Here is a 16249-nt window from a genome sequence, read left to right on the forward strand (position 1 = left end):
TACATCGCAGGGATGACGTTTTCGGGGCTCATCCCAGCTCGGTACCGCAAGGGGTTCGAGCGGGCGACGTGTGCCGGCCGGGCCCGCTCCTAGCGTTCACGCAGCCAACTGCCCTTACCCGAGGAGCCATTCATGTCCCTGCCGGTGATCGAACTGCGCGAGGTGAGCCGCCGATACGACGACGGCCCGCCCGCTCTGCACGAGGCATCACTGACCGTGCGACCGGGCGAGGCCGTCGCGATCCTGGGCCCGTCCGGCAGCGGCAAGTCCACGCTGCTCAATCTGATCGCGGGCCTGGACCGGCCCGACGAGGGGACCGTCACCGTGGACGGGGTGCGGGTGGACCGGCTCGGTGAAGCCGGTGCGGCGCTCTACCGGCGGTCGAAGATCGGCATGGTCTTCCAGTTCTTCAACCTGCTCGACGATCTGACCGTCACCGACAACGTCGTACTGCCCGCGCGCCTCACCGGCATGGCACGGGGCGAGGCAGGCCGCCGGGCGGCAGAACTCCTGGAACTGCTGGGCATCGACCGGCACGCCCGCGCCTACCCGGCACGGCTGTCCGGTGGCGAACGGCAACGCGTCGCGGTCGCCCGGGCGTTGATGAACCGGCCCGCGCTGCTCCTGGCCGACGAGCCGACCGGGGCCCTGGACACGGCCGCCGGACAGGACGTCAGCGAACTGCTCACCAGCCTCAACGCCGAGGGCCAGACCATCGTCGTGGTCACCCACGACCTGGCACTGGCCCGGTCCTGCACGAACCGCACGGTCCGCATCGCCGACGGCCGGATCACGCAGGACACGGGATCGCAGGCCGTCACGCCGCAGGCCGTCCGATGAGCGCGCTCGCCAAGGTGGTGAGTTCGGGGGTCGCACGACGCCGAGTGCAGACGCTGGTGATCGGGCTCGCCACGATGATGGCGGTGGCCGCCTCCGTCCTCGGCGGCACCTTGCTTGTGGTCTCCGGCGCGCCCTTCGACGACGCGTTCGCGGACCGGCGCGGCGCGCATCTGTCCATGCAGTTCGACGCGGACACCGTCAGCGCAGGACAGCTGTCGACATCCAAGGGCACTGAAGGGGTGAGCGATGCGGCCGGGCCGTTCCCCACGGCGACGCTCACCCCGCAGTCGGACGGGATCGGAGGCCCCGGCTGGCCGATGACCGTGGTCGGCCGCGACGGTCCCGGTCACGACGTGGACGAGCTGACCCTGCTCCACGGACGGTGGCCCACCCACTCCGGCGAGATCGTGCTGTCCGCCGGCTCCGCGCTCTTCGCGACCCCGGGCAAGAAGGTCACCTTCCCCGACCTGCCCGGCGACCCGACGCTGACGGTGGTCGGTGAGGCCCGCTCGGTCACACAGACCGCCGACGCCTGGGTACTGCCGTCCCAGATGCCGGCGCTCACCGCATCCGGCAGCGGCGGCCACCAGATGCTCTACCGCTTCACCGACGCCGACACCGCCGCGCAGATCACCGCCGGCGGCAAGGCCGTAACCCGATCCCTGCCGCCGGGAGCCGCCGTCGGCGAACAGTCCTGGCTCACCGTCAAGAAGACCGTCGAACGCGACACCGCCCTCTACGTCCCCTTCCTCATGGCCTTCGGCGCCCTGGGCCTGGTCATGTCGGTACTCATCGTCGGCAACGTCGTCGCGTCGGCCGTCGGCACGGGAACACGCCGTATCGGAGTCCTCAAAGCCGTCGGCTTCACCCCGGCGCAGGTCGTAGCGGCCCACGTCGGCCAGGCGCTGATCCCGGCCGCCGTCGGCGCGGCCCTCGGCCTCCTCGCCGGGCACCTGCTCGCCGTCCCCGTTCTGGCCGAGGCCCAGGACGTTTACAGCACCTCGTCCCTGACCGTCGCCCCCTGGGTCGACCTGGCGGTGATCGCGGGCGTGCTCGGCCTGGTGGCGGCGACCGCGTGGGCAAGTGCCTTACGGGCCGGGCGCCTGCGCACCGTCGACGCGCTCGCCGTCGGGCGTACCGCCTCGGCGGGGCGCGGCCGGTGGGCGGCCCGCCTCGCGGGACGGCTGCCGTTGCCGCAACCCGTCGCCCTGGGCCTGGCCCGGCCCTTCGCACGGCCCGCCCGCGCACTGGCCATGGGCACCGCCGTCCTGTTCGGCGCCATCGCCGTCACGTTCACCGTGGGGATGGGCGCCTCGCTGGGCCAAGTGATGAAAGCAAGGGCCCACAACGCAGCGGACGTTGTCGTCCCCGCGCCCGTGCCGGACTTCGGACCCCAGAGCCAAGGCTCCGAGAAGCGGCCCAAGGCCGATCCCACCGCGGTCGCCGCGGCCATCAAGGCCGCCCCCGGGACTGGGAAGTACTACAGGGCTACGACAGTACGGGCGACCGTGTCCGGTCTGACCGGCACCATCGAAGTGAACACCTTCACAGGCGACGCCTCCTGGGGCGGCTACCGGATGGTCTCGGGCCGCTGGATCGAGCGCACCGGCGAGGCCGTGGTCCCCACCCCCATGCTGACCGCCACCAACACCCGCATCGGCGACACCATCACCCTCAACGGCCTGGCCGAGCCGGTCACGGTCCGCATCGTCGGCGAGGTCTTCGACACCCGCAACGACGGCATGCAGGTCTTCACCGACGCCTCGACCCTGACGCACGCACATCCCGACCTGACGCAGACGAGCCATCACATCGCGGTCACTTCAGGCACCGACGTCACGGCCTACGTCGACACGCTGAACAAGGATCTGGCACCCCTCGGAGCCACAGCCCGGGCCGGCGGACTCAACTCCGGCAGCGACATGGTCGTCACACTCAACGCACTGTCCGCGATCCTCACCCTGATGCTCGTCGCCGTCGCCGCGCTCGGCGTACTGAACGGCGTGCTCCTCGACACCCGCGAGCGCGTCCGGGAGATCGGCGTCCACAAGGCGCTCGGCATGACACCCCGGCAGACCGTCGCGATGGTCCTCACCTCGGTCGTCGTGACCGGACTGGTCGCGGGCGCGCTGGGCGTACCCCTCGGCGTGGCCCTGCACGGCTGGGTCATCCCCGCGATGGGCGACAGCGTGGGGCTCCGCCTCCCCGGATCCGTCACCGCCGTCTACCACGCGGCCGAACTGCTCCCACTCGCCTTCGGCGGCCTGCTCATCGCCACCCTGGGCGCCCTCCTGCCCGCAGGCTGGGCGGCCCGGGCCCGAACCGCCACGGCGCTGCGCACAGAATAGGAGGGCGTTTTGGAACCTGTGCCTCCGGACCCCACGGCAAGTCGCGGTGGGGTCCGGTTGGCTGTTTCCCCGTTCGGATTCGCTTCACCATCACCATGAGCGCTGGTGCACGGCGAATGAATCCCCGTAGCCGACGAACGAGACTTGTACAGAGTCGGCGAGCGCGTGGTCAGAACCAGTGCAGGCAGTGCGGGGAGCGGTCGGCGCGGAAGAGGGCGTCGGCGAAGGTGGCCGCGCCCGGGCGGTGGGCTTGGATGTGTCCGGCACGTACGAGTGTGCTCGGGGTGGTGCCGCCGAGGTAGATCGAGCCCAGGTCGCGCACGTCCAGGGACAGGTCGGGCTCCCGGTCCGTCGGGACGCAGTCGGCCTTGGCGTCGCGGACGGTCAGCAGGTAGCGGCTGTGTTCGTCGAGGAACGGGTCGGTGACGTCGAGGACGAGTTCGCCGTCCGTGAACCAGCCGCGCGCGGTCAGAGCACCGGGGATGTCCAGGATCCGCACCCAGAGCCAGTCCATGACGCCGTTCACCTGGCCGGCGCGGAAGTCCGCGAGCTGCCAGCGCAGCGGGTGCTCGGGCGGGACGTGCTTGAACACCACCTGAGAGACCAGGTCATGTTCGAGGACGAACCGGGCCAGGGCAGTGAAGACGGCGTCGTCGGTGGTGATGGTCTCGTCGACTGTCAGAGTGCCCGAGTCGATCGAGTAGCTGGCGTACCCGTCCGGGACACCGTCGGCGTCCCGGTGAACGGCGACGTAGCGCGGCGCCGGCGAGATCGGGGGCTGCCCCGCGCGCAACGCCCACCAGCGGTGCGGCCGGGACAGCGCGCCGGGCTGGGCGCGGCGATACCGGTCGTAGACCTCTTCCAGGACTTCGCCGCACTCGGCACGCCGCAGCACCTCGACCGAGCCGGCCGCCCGCGCCTCTGCCGTTCCACGCGCCCGGGGGAGGGTGAGGCCGGCCCGGTGGTGCTCCACCTTCAGCTGCGCCGTATAGGTCGCCGGTCCGTAGCCGAACCTGCCGTAGATCGTGGCCTCGGAGCACAGCAGCACGGAGAGGAACGCCCCGTCGGCCCGCGACTCGGCGAGCTGATGCCGCATCATCGCGCTGAGCACGCCCTGGCGCCGATGCGAGGGCAGGACACCGACGGCGGTCACCCCAGGCACCGGAACCAGGGTCTCACCGGGCAGCGTGAGCTCGAAGGAGTACGTGGCGGCGGTGCCGACAGGCCGCCCGTCCGCCATCAGCGCGAGAAGACAGCGGTCCGTCTCAAGCGCCGACCACCAGAGCCCACCGCCCTCGACCGGCGTTTCCGGGAAGCTCCCGAACGCTGCATGAACCGTGTCGACGAAAACGTCAAAGTCGTCATCGGTCGTGGAACGAATCTCCATCGGCGCCGCTGCCTCCTCGTGATACCGGCACCACAACTCGTGGTGCCTGGCCACAGTGCAGCGTTGACCCGTGGCCGGAGCAAGCGAATTGGGACCGGGACCGCGGCCGCATCGACGTGCCTGCAGACCGGTCCCCACGGTCTTCGATGATCTGTCGCGACCACAATCGGTTCCCGCGGGCAGCCCGGGCGATGTCGGGACGGCTGCTACGAATGCCGGCATGACTGACGACGAGATCATCCACCGGATCCGCGAGCAGGATGCGCCTGGCGAGCTGCCACCGCCTGCGCCGCCCGAGGTCGTGGCCGAGCTCGAGGCTGCGGTGGGGCACGCGATGCCGCCGCTCCTCAAGCGGGATCCATCTCGAAGTCGCGGACGGGGGGTTCGGTCGCTGGGGTGAAGCTCTGTCTCTTACCGATACGACCTACAGCTTCAGCGACAGCCGTCGCCTGATGGAGGAGTACTCGGGCTGGCGCGCAACGCCCAACCATCCGCCGTCTGTTGTACCGCTCCTGACGTGGGGCTGTGGGATCTGGTCCCTCGTTGACTACAGCACCCCAGAAGGCCGCATGTGGGGCTGGGATCCCAACGCCCGCTGCCCTGAGCACGGACACGCTCTGTTCCCCGAAGACCTCACGCTGGCCGAACGGCTCTGCGGGTGGCTGGAGGGACGCTCGGACTTTCCGAAGGCGCCGGGTGGTCCGGACTGCCCAGATTGCTGAGCCTGCGGCACTGCCGTTCAGCCGCTGCGTCCCGGTGGCGACTCTGTCCGGCATCTGTAAGCGACCTACCGGTCAGTCGAAGGGCCAGCGCAACGAGCAAGATCTGGATCTAAAGCTGGAGTGCTAGCAGATACGGGTCGGCTGGGCATCCATGCTTTTCGTCGCCTTCCTGCTACTGCGGAGCGGTTGGTGGGCAGCCCCCGAGCGGTCGGATTGTGCGCGCGAGGTGGGTTCTGATGCCTTGCGTCATGGCGCGGTATGCCTGGTGATGTATGTGAGGTCTGAGAGACGGAGAATCTGGCATTGAGAGTTTGCATAAAGACGGCTTGCTTTGTGTGTTGTTCAGGCCGGCTGATTCGCACTTAGTGATGCGACAATCAGCCGTATCGCAGATTGGGGGACGAATGTCAACGCCGAACAAGGGAAGCCCGGCGGTTCAGCGGTTACGGCTGCGCACCAAACTGCGGGAGTATCGAACGCTGGCCCGGATGACTCAGCGTCAGGTGGCCGAGCGCATGGAGTGGTCTCCTAGTAAATTGCTGCGCATTGAGGCTGGCGAGGTGGGTATTTCGATCAATGACTTACGCCCTTTGCTGGCCCTGTACGGGGTCGACGAAGCGAGGTTCGAGGAGCTTTTGAACCTGGCTCGGGGGAGTCGGAAGATGCCCTTCACCGAGTACAGAGACATCTACGACAAGGACTTTCTCAGCTTCCTTGCCATGGAGTCGTCGGCGTTGGTCACCCGCAGCTTTCAGCCGTTGGCCATGCCCGGTCTGCTCCAGACCGAGGAGTACGCCACCGCCATCATCCGGGCCTACACGCCGGCCCACTTCTCTGAGCAGCAACATCAGCGCATGCTGGAAGCGCGAATGCTGCGCCAGGAAGCACTCGATCGAGATCATGCGGAAGCGTTCTTCATCCTGGACGAGTCGGTGATCCGCAGGCAGGTCGGTGGTTCTGGGGTCATGCGGGCGCAGTTGCGTCGGCTTGCCGAGCTGGCAGCCCACCCCCGGCGCAACATCATGATCTTTCCGTTCAGCCGTGGTGCTCACGCCGCTTCGCAGGGCCCCTTCACACTGTTCGAGTTCGAGGAGAACATGCCGCCGTTTGTGTACCTCGAGAACCTGCGTGGTACGGCAACTGTGAGCACGGCAACGGCGCACTTTGTCTCCTACTTGGAGCTCTTCTGGGCGTTGGAGGAACAGGCGATCAAGGGCGACCAGGTCCCTCGGGTCCTGCTGCGTATCGCCGACCACCTGGAGACTGAACCGCACGACTTGCGCATCGATCCGCCCGCTGACGATTGAGACGACAACCCGTTCGGCTGGACGTCAAAGAGGGTCTTGAGGACGCTCCATGTACGGCAGGCGGTGTGGCCCTCGTCGCCACCGCGCAGAGCCATGTTTCCCACAGCACGTGGGGGCGCACGGAGGCGCCGAGGGGCGCAGTGATGCAGTTCTGCTGACATGGCTGTGGCTCCGCACAGGCGAAGCCACAGTGGAGGCGACCCCGCTGCAACGGGATGCGCCCCGTGCTGATCGCCCGGGCCACCGGACACCAGCGTATGGGCAACGGTTGCGCATCCAGGACGAGTTCGCAATCGCCGCTGGTAAAACGGCGCAGAACTGCCCGGAAGGCATCGCCCTTCTCAAGGTGTGCTCGCCTCGACGGCCGGATAAACCATCAATCTGCTAGGTAGCGTGTGGCCGGATCGCAAATCGGTCGGCGTCGAAGTGAAGCGTCGAGAACAGCATCCACTCATGTTCAGGGGTGCTGTACGTGGTCAGGCCTGCCGCTTTCCTGATGAGTGATCAGGTAGGGCGGAGGGAAATTGCTTTGCAGGCGCCCCTTCGTCTGCAAGCGAGCGGGAGCCGGCACCTTCTTAAGTCCCGGGCCAACTGGAGTACACCATGTCGGACATCGAACCCCCTCCGGCGCAGCCGCATCGGAGTTTCCCGGACGTTCCGGTCCTGCCCCGCGCTAATGCGGTAGCGGCCGTCATCGTGGCAATCGCCTCACTTGGGGCGGCCATCGTGATACTGATACTGGTCCCCGACGATGCCGGCAAGGCTGCCGCGGGTGCCATTGCGACTGCCGGGCTGGCTCTTGCTGGCCGCTTGGGCACGCCCGGCCGCTGAACTGCGTGCCTCTGTCCTGAACCGACATCGGATCAAGACAGAGGCATCGGCGATGAGTGGGGTCCTTCTCAGCCGCCCGCGGGTGAGATTGCTGTGATTCCAGTTGAGGCGACGAAGTGGCCCCATGCGTCAGCGCCGAAGGCGAGACGACCCGTGGTGATGGTCTTGGAGTCGCGAACCAGGACGCCTAGGGCTGTCTGCGCAACCTCGACGCACTGATTTCCGGCCATGTCGCTGAACGATGACCTGTGCCACGACCGCGAGTCGTTCATCTGCGAGCCTATCCTCTTAACTCAATGCGAGTAAACGGTGAAAAGTTGCTAAAAGTGAGCACTTGTCTAGTTTGGGGTGGTGGACAGCTTACATGCGCGCAGGACCGCCCCTGCACACGCCAGGCAGACCGTGCGGCACAGCCGTTTTCACCGCTCGCATGTCTCACAGGTGCGTCAGAGTAGTGCTCGTCGGGGCCTCTCCGTCGCTGTCTTGCGTGAGAAGTTCCGTTCTTCGACTTCCTTGACTGGCAGTGGCGTTCGCCGTGTGGGCATCCGATCGCTGTGCACTGCCGAATGACGCTCTTGGGGGATGGTGACGAGTTGCGGCATTGACGACGCCACCGATTCCGAAGCTGCGGCCGCAGGACTGCTGGTGCTGTCAGGCGTTGTGGTCGGCGGCCTCTTCGAGCAGGTCCATGGCGTGGTTGTGGAAACGGCGCTCGGCGTCGCGGCATGGGGCGTTGAAGAAAGCTCGTTGGGCTTCGGCAAGATCGCAGTTCAGCAGGCCCATGGTCACGACCACGGCTTCCACTCCGTGACACCCGTTGTCCTTGAGGAACTGTTGGAGTGCGTCCGGATCGCCGGTTGCCTCCCAGACGGGCCGGGCGGCCTCCTGCGTGGCAGCGATACGTGACGATCGTTCTGCGTCGAAGCCCACTGGACCGGCCTTTCTGGTTTGGCCCGCAGGTTATCGCCGGGTGTGAACAGCGATCAATGCGCAGGTCTCAGGGGGAGTTCCCGAACTGCTTCGGCGGCTTCGTCCGTGCGAACAACCGGAGGCGATCGCCACTCCGCGCCGATGTCCGGAACCGCGGCACCGTGGCTGTGCGAGAAGGCGGCAGGGCTGTGCGTCAGGGTTGGGGTCGTCGGAGCTCAGCGGTGTCCCGTGATCGGGGGTGTCCGGCCGACTCCGGTCTGCAGGGCAGGGTTTACGTAAGATCGTCATGGAAATGTCCCCGAAGGGCCGCGCGGCCATGGGGAGGTTAGGTGGCGATGTGACTCCGCTGGTGGGCCGGGCGACAGAGCTGGAGCGTCTGGACACGGTGCTCGACCGGGCACTCGAGGGGGACGGCGGGTGTTCCGTCGTGGACCTCGCCGGGACCGCAGGCATCGGCAAGAGCCGGTTGATGGCCGAGTTCTGCCGACGGGCGCAGGCGCGGGGGATGACGGTACTGCGTGGCCGGGCCACCGAGTACGAACAGCACATCCCCTACCAGCCGTTCAGCGACGCACTCGCCGACCACGACATGGAGTTGACGGATCGGGGTGCCACGGACCGGCGCGGCGACCGCTTCGGGTTGCAGCGCTCCATCGCGAAGCTGCTCGTACGGATCGCCCGCAGCAGCCCCGGCCCCGGGCTCGTCGTGGCGTTTGACGATCTGCATTGGGCGGACCCGGCGTCCCTGGAACTCCTCGACCACCTCGTCCGCCATCCCCCGAACGCCCCCGTCGTGATGGTCGTGGCCCGTCGCAACCGTCAGACCATGGCCTCCCTGGATGCCGCGCTCACTCGCGGCATCGACATGGGCACTGTGCTACGCCTGAACCTCGGACCCCTCGCCTTACGGGCGTGCGTCGAAGCCCCTGGGCTGGCACCCGGCTTGCAGCCTGGCCGGGCCGCCGAGCTGTACGCCGCCAGCGACGGCAATCCGCTGTACTTCCTCGCCCTCCTCCAGGCCCGACAAGCGGGTCGGAACGCCGGACAGGACGCACTACTGCACGCAACGGGCCTCGGCTCCGTCCTGCTGGACGAACTGACCCCGCTGACCGCGGCGCAGCGCCGTACCGCCGAGGCGGTGGCCGTCCTGGGCGACCGTGGCAGCGCTGCTCTGCTGGCCGCGGTGAGCGGCCGGGACGAGGCCGAAGTCGACGCGGACCTGGGAGCACTGGTCGAGCGTGATCTCCTGCGTCCCGGGCCGGGCGGACGGTGGGCACTGCGCCATCCGGTGCTACGGGCTGTCGTACACGAGAGCACCCACCCCATGGAACGCACGCGGATGCACCGCCTTGCCGCGACCGCACTGGCCGACGCCGGAGCCCCCGCCACCGAACGCGCCCACCACGTCGAGCAGTCACTGACCGGCTGGGACCCGCAGGCCGTCGCCGTACTGTCCGAAGCGGCCGAGCGCTCCGCCTCCACCGCACCGGCGAGCAGCGCTCATTGGCTGGGCGTCGCCCTCACGCATCTGCCCGACCAGGCGCAACACGCCACGCTGCGCCGCGATCTGATGCTGCGACAGGCCCGTGCCCTGGGCGTGTGCGGAGGACTGCGGGAGAGCCGGGACCTGCTGCACGAGGTGATCGCCATGTCACCGCCGGACGAGGCGGGGGCGGAGCGAAGCGTGTGGGCCTCCGCCGTGACTCTGTGCGCGGTGATGGAGCGTCACCTCGGTCGGTACGCCGAGGCAGTTGCCCTGCTGCGCCGCGAACTCTCCCGCACACCGGGCCCATCCGACGCCGACAAGGTACAACTCGGCCTGGAACTGGGCTCGTCCGTGCCGCACGCCACCGCCTACCCCCAGCTGCGTGCCGACGTGGCCGCCACCCTCGACCTGGCCCGGTCGCTGGGCGACGAGGTCACCCAGGCGGGCGCCCTCTCGATCGCGGCCCTCGGGGAGACGTACGAAGGCAACATGGGTGCCGCACGGGAGGCCACCGACCGGGCCGCCGCGCTCGTCGACGCCCTTACCGATCACGACCTCGCGGATCTGTGCGAGCCGCTGGCCCGGCTCGGCTGGGCCGAGGCGTTCCTTGAGCGGTACGCCGATGCCGAACGGCACGCCGATCGCGGCCTGGCCATCGCCCGGCGCGGCGGCCAGCTCTACGTCCTGCCACACCTGTTGCTGTGCAAGTCGTATGTCCATCTCCAGACCCTGCGACTGGACTCGGCCGTGGAACTCGCGGACGAGGCCGAGACGATCGCCCGCGGCATCGGCAGCGACGAACTGCTGGCCTTCGTCCTGACCAACAAGGCATACGCCCAGCTGTTCGCTCTCCCGCCCGGCGACCAGTCCGCACTGGTGGTGGCCGAGGAGGCCGTCGCCGCGGCAGGCACGCGTACCAACTGGTGGGCGTCCATCGCCTGGTGTGTGCTCGCTCAGGCGGCGATGCTCGCCGGTGATCCGCAGCGCGCCCGGGCCGCGGTCCTTCGTGGCGGAGGCGACGACCTGAACGGACTGCACCCGTCCATGCGTCCGCTCATCCTGGAGATCCTCGTCAACTCCGCCATCCTGTCCGGCAACACGGATGCCGCGGCGACCTGGGCGGAGCGGGCCCGTAATGAGGCGGAGCAGCTGGGCTTGCCCTCGCAGCAGGCGTCAGCGCTGCGCAGCACCGCCCACTGTCTGTCCGCCGGCGGCGACACAGCAGCGGCCGCCGAACTGTTCGAGGAGGCCGTGGACAAGACGGCCCGCGGGGGAGCCGTGCTGTGGGAAGCGTTCAGCCTGCTGCTCGGCGCACCCCTGGCCGTCGCCGGTAATCCGGACCGCGGCAGCGCCATGTGGACACGCGCCCGACAGCTCGCCGTGACCGGCGGCGCGCATCAACTGACAGGCCTGGCCGACGCGATCCACCCCCTCGTACACACCGTGCCCCAGCCTCCAGCCCCGGTCCCGGGCCTCTCCGCCCGCGAACGCGAGATCGCCTCCCTGGTCGCCGCAGGCCTGACCACCCCAGCCATCGCCGCCCGTCTCTTCCTCAGCCCCCGCACGGTCGAATCCCATCTCAGCCGCATCTACCGCAAGACCGGCGTCACTTCGCGGGCCGCCCTCGCCGTCCTCCAGACCAGGCTTGAGCTGAACGACGCGACGAGCGGGACTACCGGGCCCGTCTGAGCTCGCCGGTGATCGTGCAGGCGGACGACTCGGGGTCCGCGCAATCTGTCAGCAGGACACCAGACTGATCGGTGGGACGTAGAGCGCCGACAGCACCCCGTCTCCGACCACATCGACCGGGACGGGGGCTGTCGTGTCGGTCAGCTCCAAGTCGGACGACAGGTATCGCAGCGGAATGTCCTCGCCGAGGTAGACCACCGAGAGCGAGCCCTGGCAGTCGGAGCCCGCCGGTGGCGCGGTGTCGGGGACTCGGCCGTCCTTCGGGCCGGCCTTGACGGAGGTGACGCTGATCGGCGAGTACTCGTACTCGTAGGAGGCTGGGCTGACGGCAGTTTCCTCCCTCGTCTTCTCGAACTCGACCCAGTAGCGGGCGAGCTTCACCGTGGCTGCCTTGCAGGGCCTCTGGAACGCCTCCGGGGTGAAGTTCAGGCCTGAGGAGTCCAGGGTCAAACCCTTGGACTGGTATGCGCCGCTGCTGTTGGGCAGTTCCTTCAGATAGGCGGTCAGCTTCTCGACGCTCATGCCGGTGGTCTTCACGCACTCCGTCGGCGCGGCCGTCGTCGCGGTCTCCGTCGGTGCGGTCGGGTCGGGGGCGGCCGTGTAGTGAGCGAGCTCCGAGGGGGAAGCCTTCTTGGACGGGGAGGCCTGGGCGGTCGGCTTGTCGTCCGAACACCCTGAGACGGTGAGCAGCGCTGCCACGGCGGCGGCCGGTATAAAGAACGCGCGTGCACTTCCCATGACTTCCCCCGCCTGCTTCGACACCGCTCACCAGCCATTGACCTTGCTGCCGGCCCCAGAGTCACACACGCCGCCGACACCCGCACGCGTCGCAGACCCCTTGCGATGAAAGCCCGTAACAGATTGCGTAGTTCTACCGAAGGCGCCTACTGGGGCGTCAGTTGTCCAAAGACCCGATTCCATCAGCACCGGGATGTACTACGAGGTTCGCTGCGGTGGGCGAGCCGTTGTGCACCTGTCGTCGAGCCGGGGCGGACGATCATCAGGACCACCACGATCAGCCGGCCCGGTGGCCTGGTAGAACAGTCACCGGTGGGTACCGAGGAGCGCGACCGCAAGGTGTACCGGCCGCTGCGGCGGGCCGGTCTTGAGGTGATTCCGGACGCTGTTCCGGACGGCATGATGCCGTTCGTCGTCGGATACCGTACTGAGGACATTGCCGGCGGTTTCTCGTACCGGTACGACACGCCACGGCTTGTCGAGCGGCTCAATGAGGACTGGTACGAGCTCGCCGTGTCCTCCGGTCTTCTCGATGACCGGCGTGAGTTCCTCGTCCAGCTTCCCCAGGGCACCCGCACGCACCGGGCCGCCCTGCGGAAGCTGCACAGCGACAGCGCCACGCCGTCGCTCTGGACCCGGGTCCGGCTTCTGGACTCCTGGGACATCATGGGCCGGGGCGCGGCATCGGCGTTCCTCGGCATACACGCGGGTCACCCGGGCTTCGCGATGATGGCTCTCGACGGCAGCGTGTACGTCATCGCCACGACGGGCGAGATCGGCGTCGACGTGTTCGCGGTGCGTAACCCGGACCGCTCGGAGAACATTTTGCAGTACCTGGAACAGTTCACTCTTTGCGACAGTCCCGACGTCAACCGCGAGTTCAAGGAGCGGATCGCGGTCTGGCTCGCGGGCCGCGTACCTGGCGCTGCCAGGCGTTCAGACCGTTGACCACGCGGCCCCGGTGGCCCGGTCGCCGAGGGCAGTGAGACGGTGTGGGACCAGGGGATTCGAGTCGTTCTTTCGCCAGGCGACGGCGACCCGTGTGCGAGTGGTGTTGGGCTCCAGCCTGCGAAAGGCGACGCCTTTGAGGCGGATACGGCGGATGCTCTCCGGAGCCACTGACACCCCCAGCCCGGTCTCCACCAGGGCGCAGACGGTCTGCCATTCCACCGCGTGCTGTGCCACCCGGGGCGTGAAGCCCGCTGTGACGCACATGCTGGTGATCTGGTCGTAGAGCGACGGGCCGACCGCGCGTGGCAGAAGCACGAAGGGGCAGTGCGCCAACTGGTCGATGTGGACGGCGCGTTGTGCTGCCAAGGGGTGCGCGGACGGCAGGACGGCCACAAAGGGTTCTGTCAGCACGGTCGCGAATGCGAGTTCCACGTCGTCGGCCGGCGGTTCGCGCAGCAGGCCGATGTCGATCGTCTTTTCGCGCAGAGCGGCCAGTTGGGGCGTGGTGGTCATTTCCTGGATGCCCAGCTCCGCGGCGGGAAACCGTTCCCGGAAGGTTCGCAGCAGACCGGGCAGGACGGTGAGGGCGAGGGAGGCGGCGAAGCCGATCCGCAGCCGGCCGATCCTGCCGCCGCCGACGTCTCGGGCCGCGGCCAGGCCGTCCGCGAGGCCGTTGAGGGCGTGCCGGGCGGCGGGGAGGAGTTCGCGGCCCGCCGGAGTGAGGGCGACAGGTCCTGGTCCGCGGCTGAACAGCGGGTGGCCGACCTTGTCTTCCAGACGCCGGATCTGCTGGCTCAGTGGCGGCTGGGCGATGCCCAGGCGGGTTGCGGCACGGCCGAAGTGGAGTTCCTCGGCGACCACGACGAAGGCGTGCAGTTGCTGAAGAGGAAGTTCAGGGCGTTCCATACGCTCAGAGATATCACTTCATACCAGAAGTTGTATTAGACGTATCTGCGCTGCTCACCTAGCGTTCGGCGCATGACGGAGCGACGTTCCATCCTCAGCGGCTCGACGTTCGAAGAGCGGATCGGCTATGCCCGCGCCGTCGTCGACGGCGACTGGGTTCACGTGTCCGGGACGACCGGGTTCAACTACGCCACCATGACGGTCTCCGACGAAGTGGTGGAGCAGGCCGAGCAGTGCCTGCGCAATATCGAGGCCGCGCTGGCCGAGGCGGAGTTCACCTTCGCCGACGTGGTGCGGGTGCGCTATCTGCTGCCCGACCGGGCCGACTTCGCGCCCCTGCTGGCCCGTACTGCGGCGCACGTTCGGGCAGGTCCGCCCGGCCGCCACGATGCTCATGTGCGGCCTCTCCGATGCCCGTATGAAGATCGAGATCGAGGTGTACCCGCGGCGGCCGACCGCTTGACCGTGCGAGCCCGGACAGCCTTGACCAACGCCGTATCCCCGATGCGTCCCTGTCACGAAAGGACACCGCATCATTGTGCCCACCCCTCCTCACAGTGACGCCGTGAGCGGTCGAGCCGAAGCACCCGCCACGCCCGTAGCAGCCCATGAACCCCCTTACTGCATGGCTGTCTTCACCACGGTGCGAACCCAGGTCCAGAGCGGCTTCAGTGAGACCGACGCACACCTGGAAGAGCTGGTGAAGAACCTCCCCGGATACCTGGGGATGGACCACGCGCAGACCCCCGGCGGGCTGGGGATCACCGTCAGCTACTTTCGTGACGCCGATGCCCTCAGACAGTGGCGGACCACCGCCGAGCACCGCGCGGCGCAGAAGCGCGGGCGAGCCGACTGGTACGAGAGCTACACGCTCCATGTCGCGAAGGTGGAGCGGAGCCGCGGGTTCACGCGACCGTAGGCACTTGCCTCAGGAAGTCGCCAGCACCGCGATGAACCCGGCCAGTGCCGCCAGCAGCCCGAGACATGCCAGCGTGCGTGCCGCCTTCGGCGCCTTCTTCGTGAAGCGCTCCATCACCTGGTACCCCGCGGAGATGAGCAGGAGCGCCGCCGTGACGTGCAACAGCACCGCCAGGCTCACCCCCACGACCGCGCCGGCCCTCCAGAAGCGTCCCCAGGTCACCGACCAGACCACCGAGAACACGATCGCCGCCGTCAGCCCGCCGACGAGTTCCACCCACCATGGCCGGTTGCCCATCCACCACAGGCCGCCGAGCCAGGAGATCTCGACGTCGAAGAGGTCGAGGGTCGCCCAGGTGCCGAGCACCAGGATGCCCAGACCGGTCACTCCCACGATCAGGCGGTAACGCCACTTGAGCCATGTCGGCCAGTTCGTTCCCTCGCCGCGCAGCATGGTCGCCATCGCCACCGCCGACCAGATCAGCCACCGCCGGATCAGCGCGGTGCCGGCGTCCGCCAGCGCGTCGCGCAGGACGCGGTCGGCTTCCGCACGCCACACGACCTTGCCGTCGGTCGAGGTGTATTCGGGGACGTCCTTCGGGTGGCTCAGTCCGTCGTGCAGCAACGTCGCCGGGAGATGGTCGCCGGTCTTCGGCACGAGCCACGTGAGAAAGGCGGGCACCGAGGTCAGGTCGGTGTGGAAGGTACCCGTCTCCCGGGGCACCAGGAACTCGCCCAGATGCCGATCGCGGTACGCGATACGGCGCTGCATCATGAAGTACTCACGGCCGCCCTCGACGACCCGCTTCAGCTCGATGCGGGCATCGGAACGCGGGTCGGGCCGGACCTCCTCCTGTTCCGCTGACTCGTCGATGCCACCGTCGTAGAACCGACGCGGTTCCTCGGCGATCGGGCCACTGCCGTCAGGTGCGCCCATGTACGCCTCCCTCGTGCCAGACGGGTTCCTCCTCCATATTCCCGGCGCTCACCTGCCACTACTCGCCTTCCTCGCGGTCAGTCACCCGGATGTCCTTATCAGCGCCCCGCGGCGGTGCCGTTCGGCTCTGTCTGGTCGGCGCCAGGATGTGACTCCCATGGGCGCGGAGGCTTCGCGGACGGCCGACCTGGTCACCCCTCACTTACGCGGTCGAGCACGTAGATGCACCCGGCACCACACTGGTCAGCACCAACCAGCC

The 16249-nt window shown here is 68.2% G+C and carries 14 protein-coding genes; 8 read left to right on the plus strand and 6 right to left on the minus strand.

The features are described 5' to 3' along the window. Window positions 1-132: 132 nt before the first annotated feature. Window positions 133-840: an ABC transporter ATP-binding protein gene (locus tag ACFY0U_RS29750; RefSeq protein WP_388641055.1), complete on the plus strand. Its 708-nt coding sequence runs from the start codon at window positions 133-135 to the stop codon at window positions 838-840. Beyond that, window positions 837-3188, plus strand: a complete 2352-nt coding sequence (locus ACFY0U_RS29755; protein WP_388641056.1) for an FtsX-like permease family protein — start codon at window positions 837-839, stop codon at window positions 3186-3188. The genes ACFY0U_RS29750 and ACFY0U_RS29755 overlap by 4 nt, the downstream gene beginning before the upstream one ends. 169 nt (window positions 3189-3357) lie before the next feature. Here the strand turns inward: ACFY0U_RS29755 and ACFY0U_RS29760 are convergent, their stop codons facing one another. Further along, on the minus strand, window positions 3358-4575 hold the full coding sequence (locus ACFY0U_RS29760) for a GNAT family N-acetyltransferase (protein ID WP_388641058.1): 1218 nt from the start codon (window positions 4573-4575) through the stop codon (window positions 3358-3360). A gap of 220 nt (window positions 4576-4795) precedes the next feature. Between ACFY0U_RS29760 and ACFY0U_RS29765 the strand changes: the two genes are divergently transcribed. Both ACFY0U_RS29765 and ACFY0U_RS29770 read left to right on the plus strand, forming a co-directional pair. Beyond that, window positions 4796-4975 carry a hypothetical protein gene (locus tag ACFY0U_RS29765; protein ID WP_388641060.1) on the plus strand — a complete coding sequence of 60 codons (180 nt, stop codon included), beginning with the start codon at window positions 4796-4798 and terminating at the stop codon, window positions 4973-4975. A gap of 726 nt (window positions 4976-5701) precedes the next feature. Further along, window positions 5702-6604: a helix-turn-helix domain-containing protein gene (locus ACFY0U_RS29770; protein ID WP_388641062.1), complete on the plus strand. Its 903-nt coding sequence runs from the start codon at window positions 5702-5704 to the stop codon at window positions 6602-6604. 899 nt (window positions 6605-7503) lie between these two features. On the opposite strand, the gene ACFY0U_RS29775 is transcribed toward ACFY0U_RS29770, so the two are convergent. Together ACFY0U_RS29775 and ACFY0U_RS29780 are read right to left on the minus strand one after the other, a co-directional pair. After that, the gene (locus ACFY0U_RS29775; RefSeq protein ID WP_388641063.1) at window positions 7504-7707 is read right to left on the minus strand and encodes a DUF397 domain-containing protein; all 204 of its coding nucleotides are present in this window, start codon (window positions 7705-7707) and stop codon (window positions 7504-7506) included. A 379-nt stretch (window positions 7708-8086) separates the two neighbouring features. After that, window positions 8087-8365 carry a hypothetical protein gene (locus ACFY0U_RS29780; RefSeq protein ID WP_388641065.1) on the minus strand — a complete coding sequence of 93 codons (279 nt, stop codon included), beginning with the start codon at window positions 8363-8365 and terminating at the stop codon, window positions 8087-8089. Between the two features lie 292 nt (window positions 8366-8657). Between ACFY0U_RS29780 and ACFY0U_RS29785 the strand changes: the two genes are divergently transcribed. Continuing rightward, window positions 8658-11540: an AAA family ATPase gene (locus ACFY0U_RS29785; protein WP_388641067.1), complete on the plus strand. Its 2883-nt coding sequence runs from the start codon at window positions 8658-8660 to the stop codon at window positions 11538-11540. Window positions 11541-11588: 48 nt separating this feature from the next. Here ACFY0U_RS29785 and ACFY0U_RS29790 read toward each other — a convergent pair whose 3' ends face one another. After that, window positions 11589-12278, minus strand: coding sequence for a hypothetical protein (locus ACFY0U_RS29790; protein ID WP_388641069.1), 690 nt, complete (start codon window positions 12276-12278; stop codon window positions 11589-11591). Between the two features lie 312 nt (window positions 12279-12590). On the opposite strand from ACFY0U_RS29790, the gene ACFY0U_RS29795 reads away from it, so the two are divergent. Beyond that, on the plus strand, window positions 12591-13226 hold the full coding sequence (locus tag ACFY0U_RS29795; protein ID WP_388641071.1) for a hypothetical protein: 636 nt from the start codon (window positions 12591-12593) through the stop codon (window positions 13224-13226). Here the strand turns inward: ACFY0U_RS29795 and ACFY0U_RS29800 are convergent. After that, window positions 13215-14135, minus strand: coding sequence for a LysR family transcriptional regulator (locus ACFY0U_RS29800; protein WP_388641072.1), 921 nt, complete (start codon window positions 14133-14135; stop codon window positions 13215-13217). The genes ACFY0U_RS29795 and ACFY0U_RS29800 overlap by 12 nt on opposite strands. A 72-nt stretch (window positions 14136-14207) precedes the next feature. Here ACFY0U_RS29800 and ACFY0U_RS29805 point away from each other — a divergent pair, with 72 nt between their 5' ends. Together ACFY0U_RS29805 and ACFY0U_RS29810 are read left to right on the plus strand one after the other, a co-directional pair. Continuing rightward, the gene (locus tag ACFY0U_RS29805; RefSeq protein ID WP_388641073.1) at window positions 14208-14696 is read left to right on the plus strand and encodes a Rid family hydrolase; all 489 of its coding nucleotides are present in this window, start codon (window positions 14208-14210) and stop codon (window positions 14694-14696) included. A 64-nt stretch (window positions 14697-14760) separates the two neighbouring features. Continuing rightward, window positions 14761-15054: an antibiotic biosynthesis monooxygenase family protein gene (locus tag ACFY0U_RS29810; RefSeq protein ID WP_388641075.1), complete on the plus strand. Its 294-nt coding sequence runs from the start codon at window positions 14761-14763 to the stop codon at window positions 15052-15054. Window positions 15055-15063: 9 nt separating this feature from the next. Here the strand turns inward: ACFY0U_RS29810 and ACFY0U_RS29815 are convergent, their stop codons facing one another. Continuing rightward, window positions 15064-15990 carry a DUF1353 domain-containing protein gene (locus ACFY0U_RS29815; protein ID WP_388641077.1) on the minus strand — a complete coding sequence of 309 codons (927 nt, stop codon included), beginning with the start codon at window positions 15988-15990 and terminating at the stop codon, window positions 15064-15066. Between the last annotated feature and the right edge of the window lie 259 nt (window positions 15991-16249).

The sequence above is a fragment of the Streptomyces sp. NPDC001536 genome (assembly GCF_042894505.1).
Taxonomy (GTDB): Bacteria; Actinomycetota; Actinomycetes; order Streptomycetales; family Streptomycetaceae; genus Streptomyces.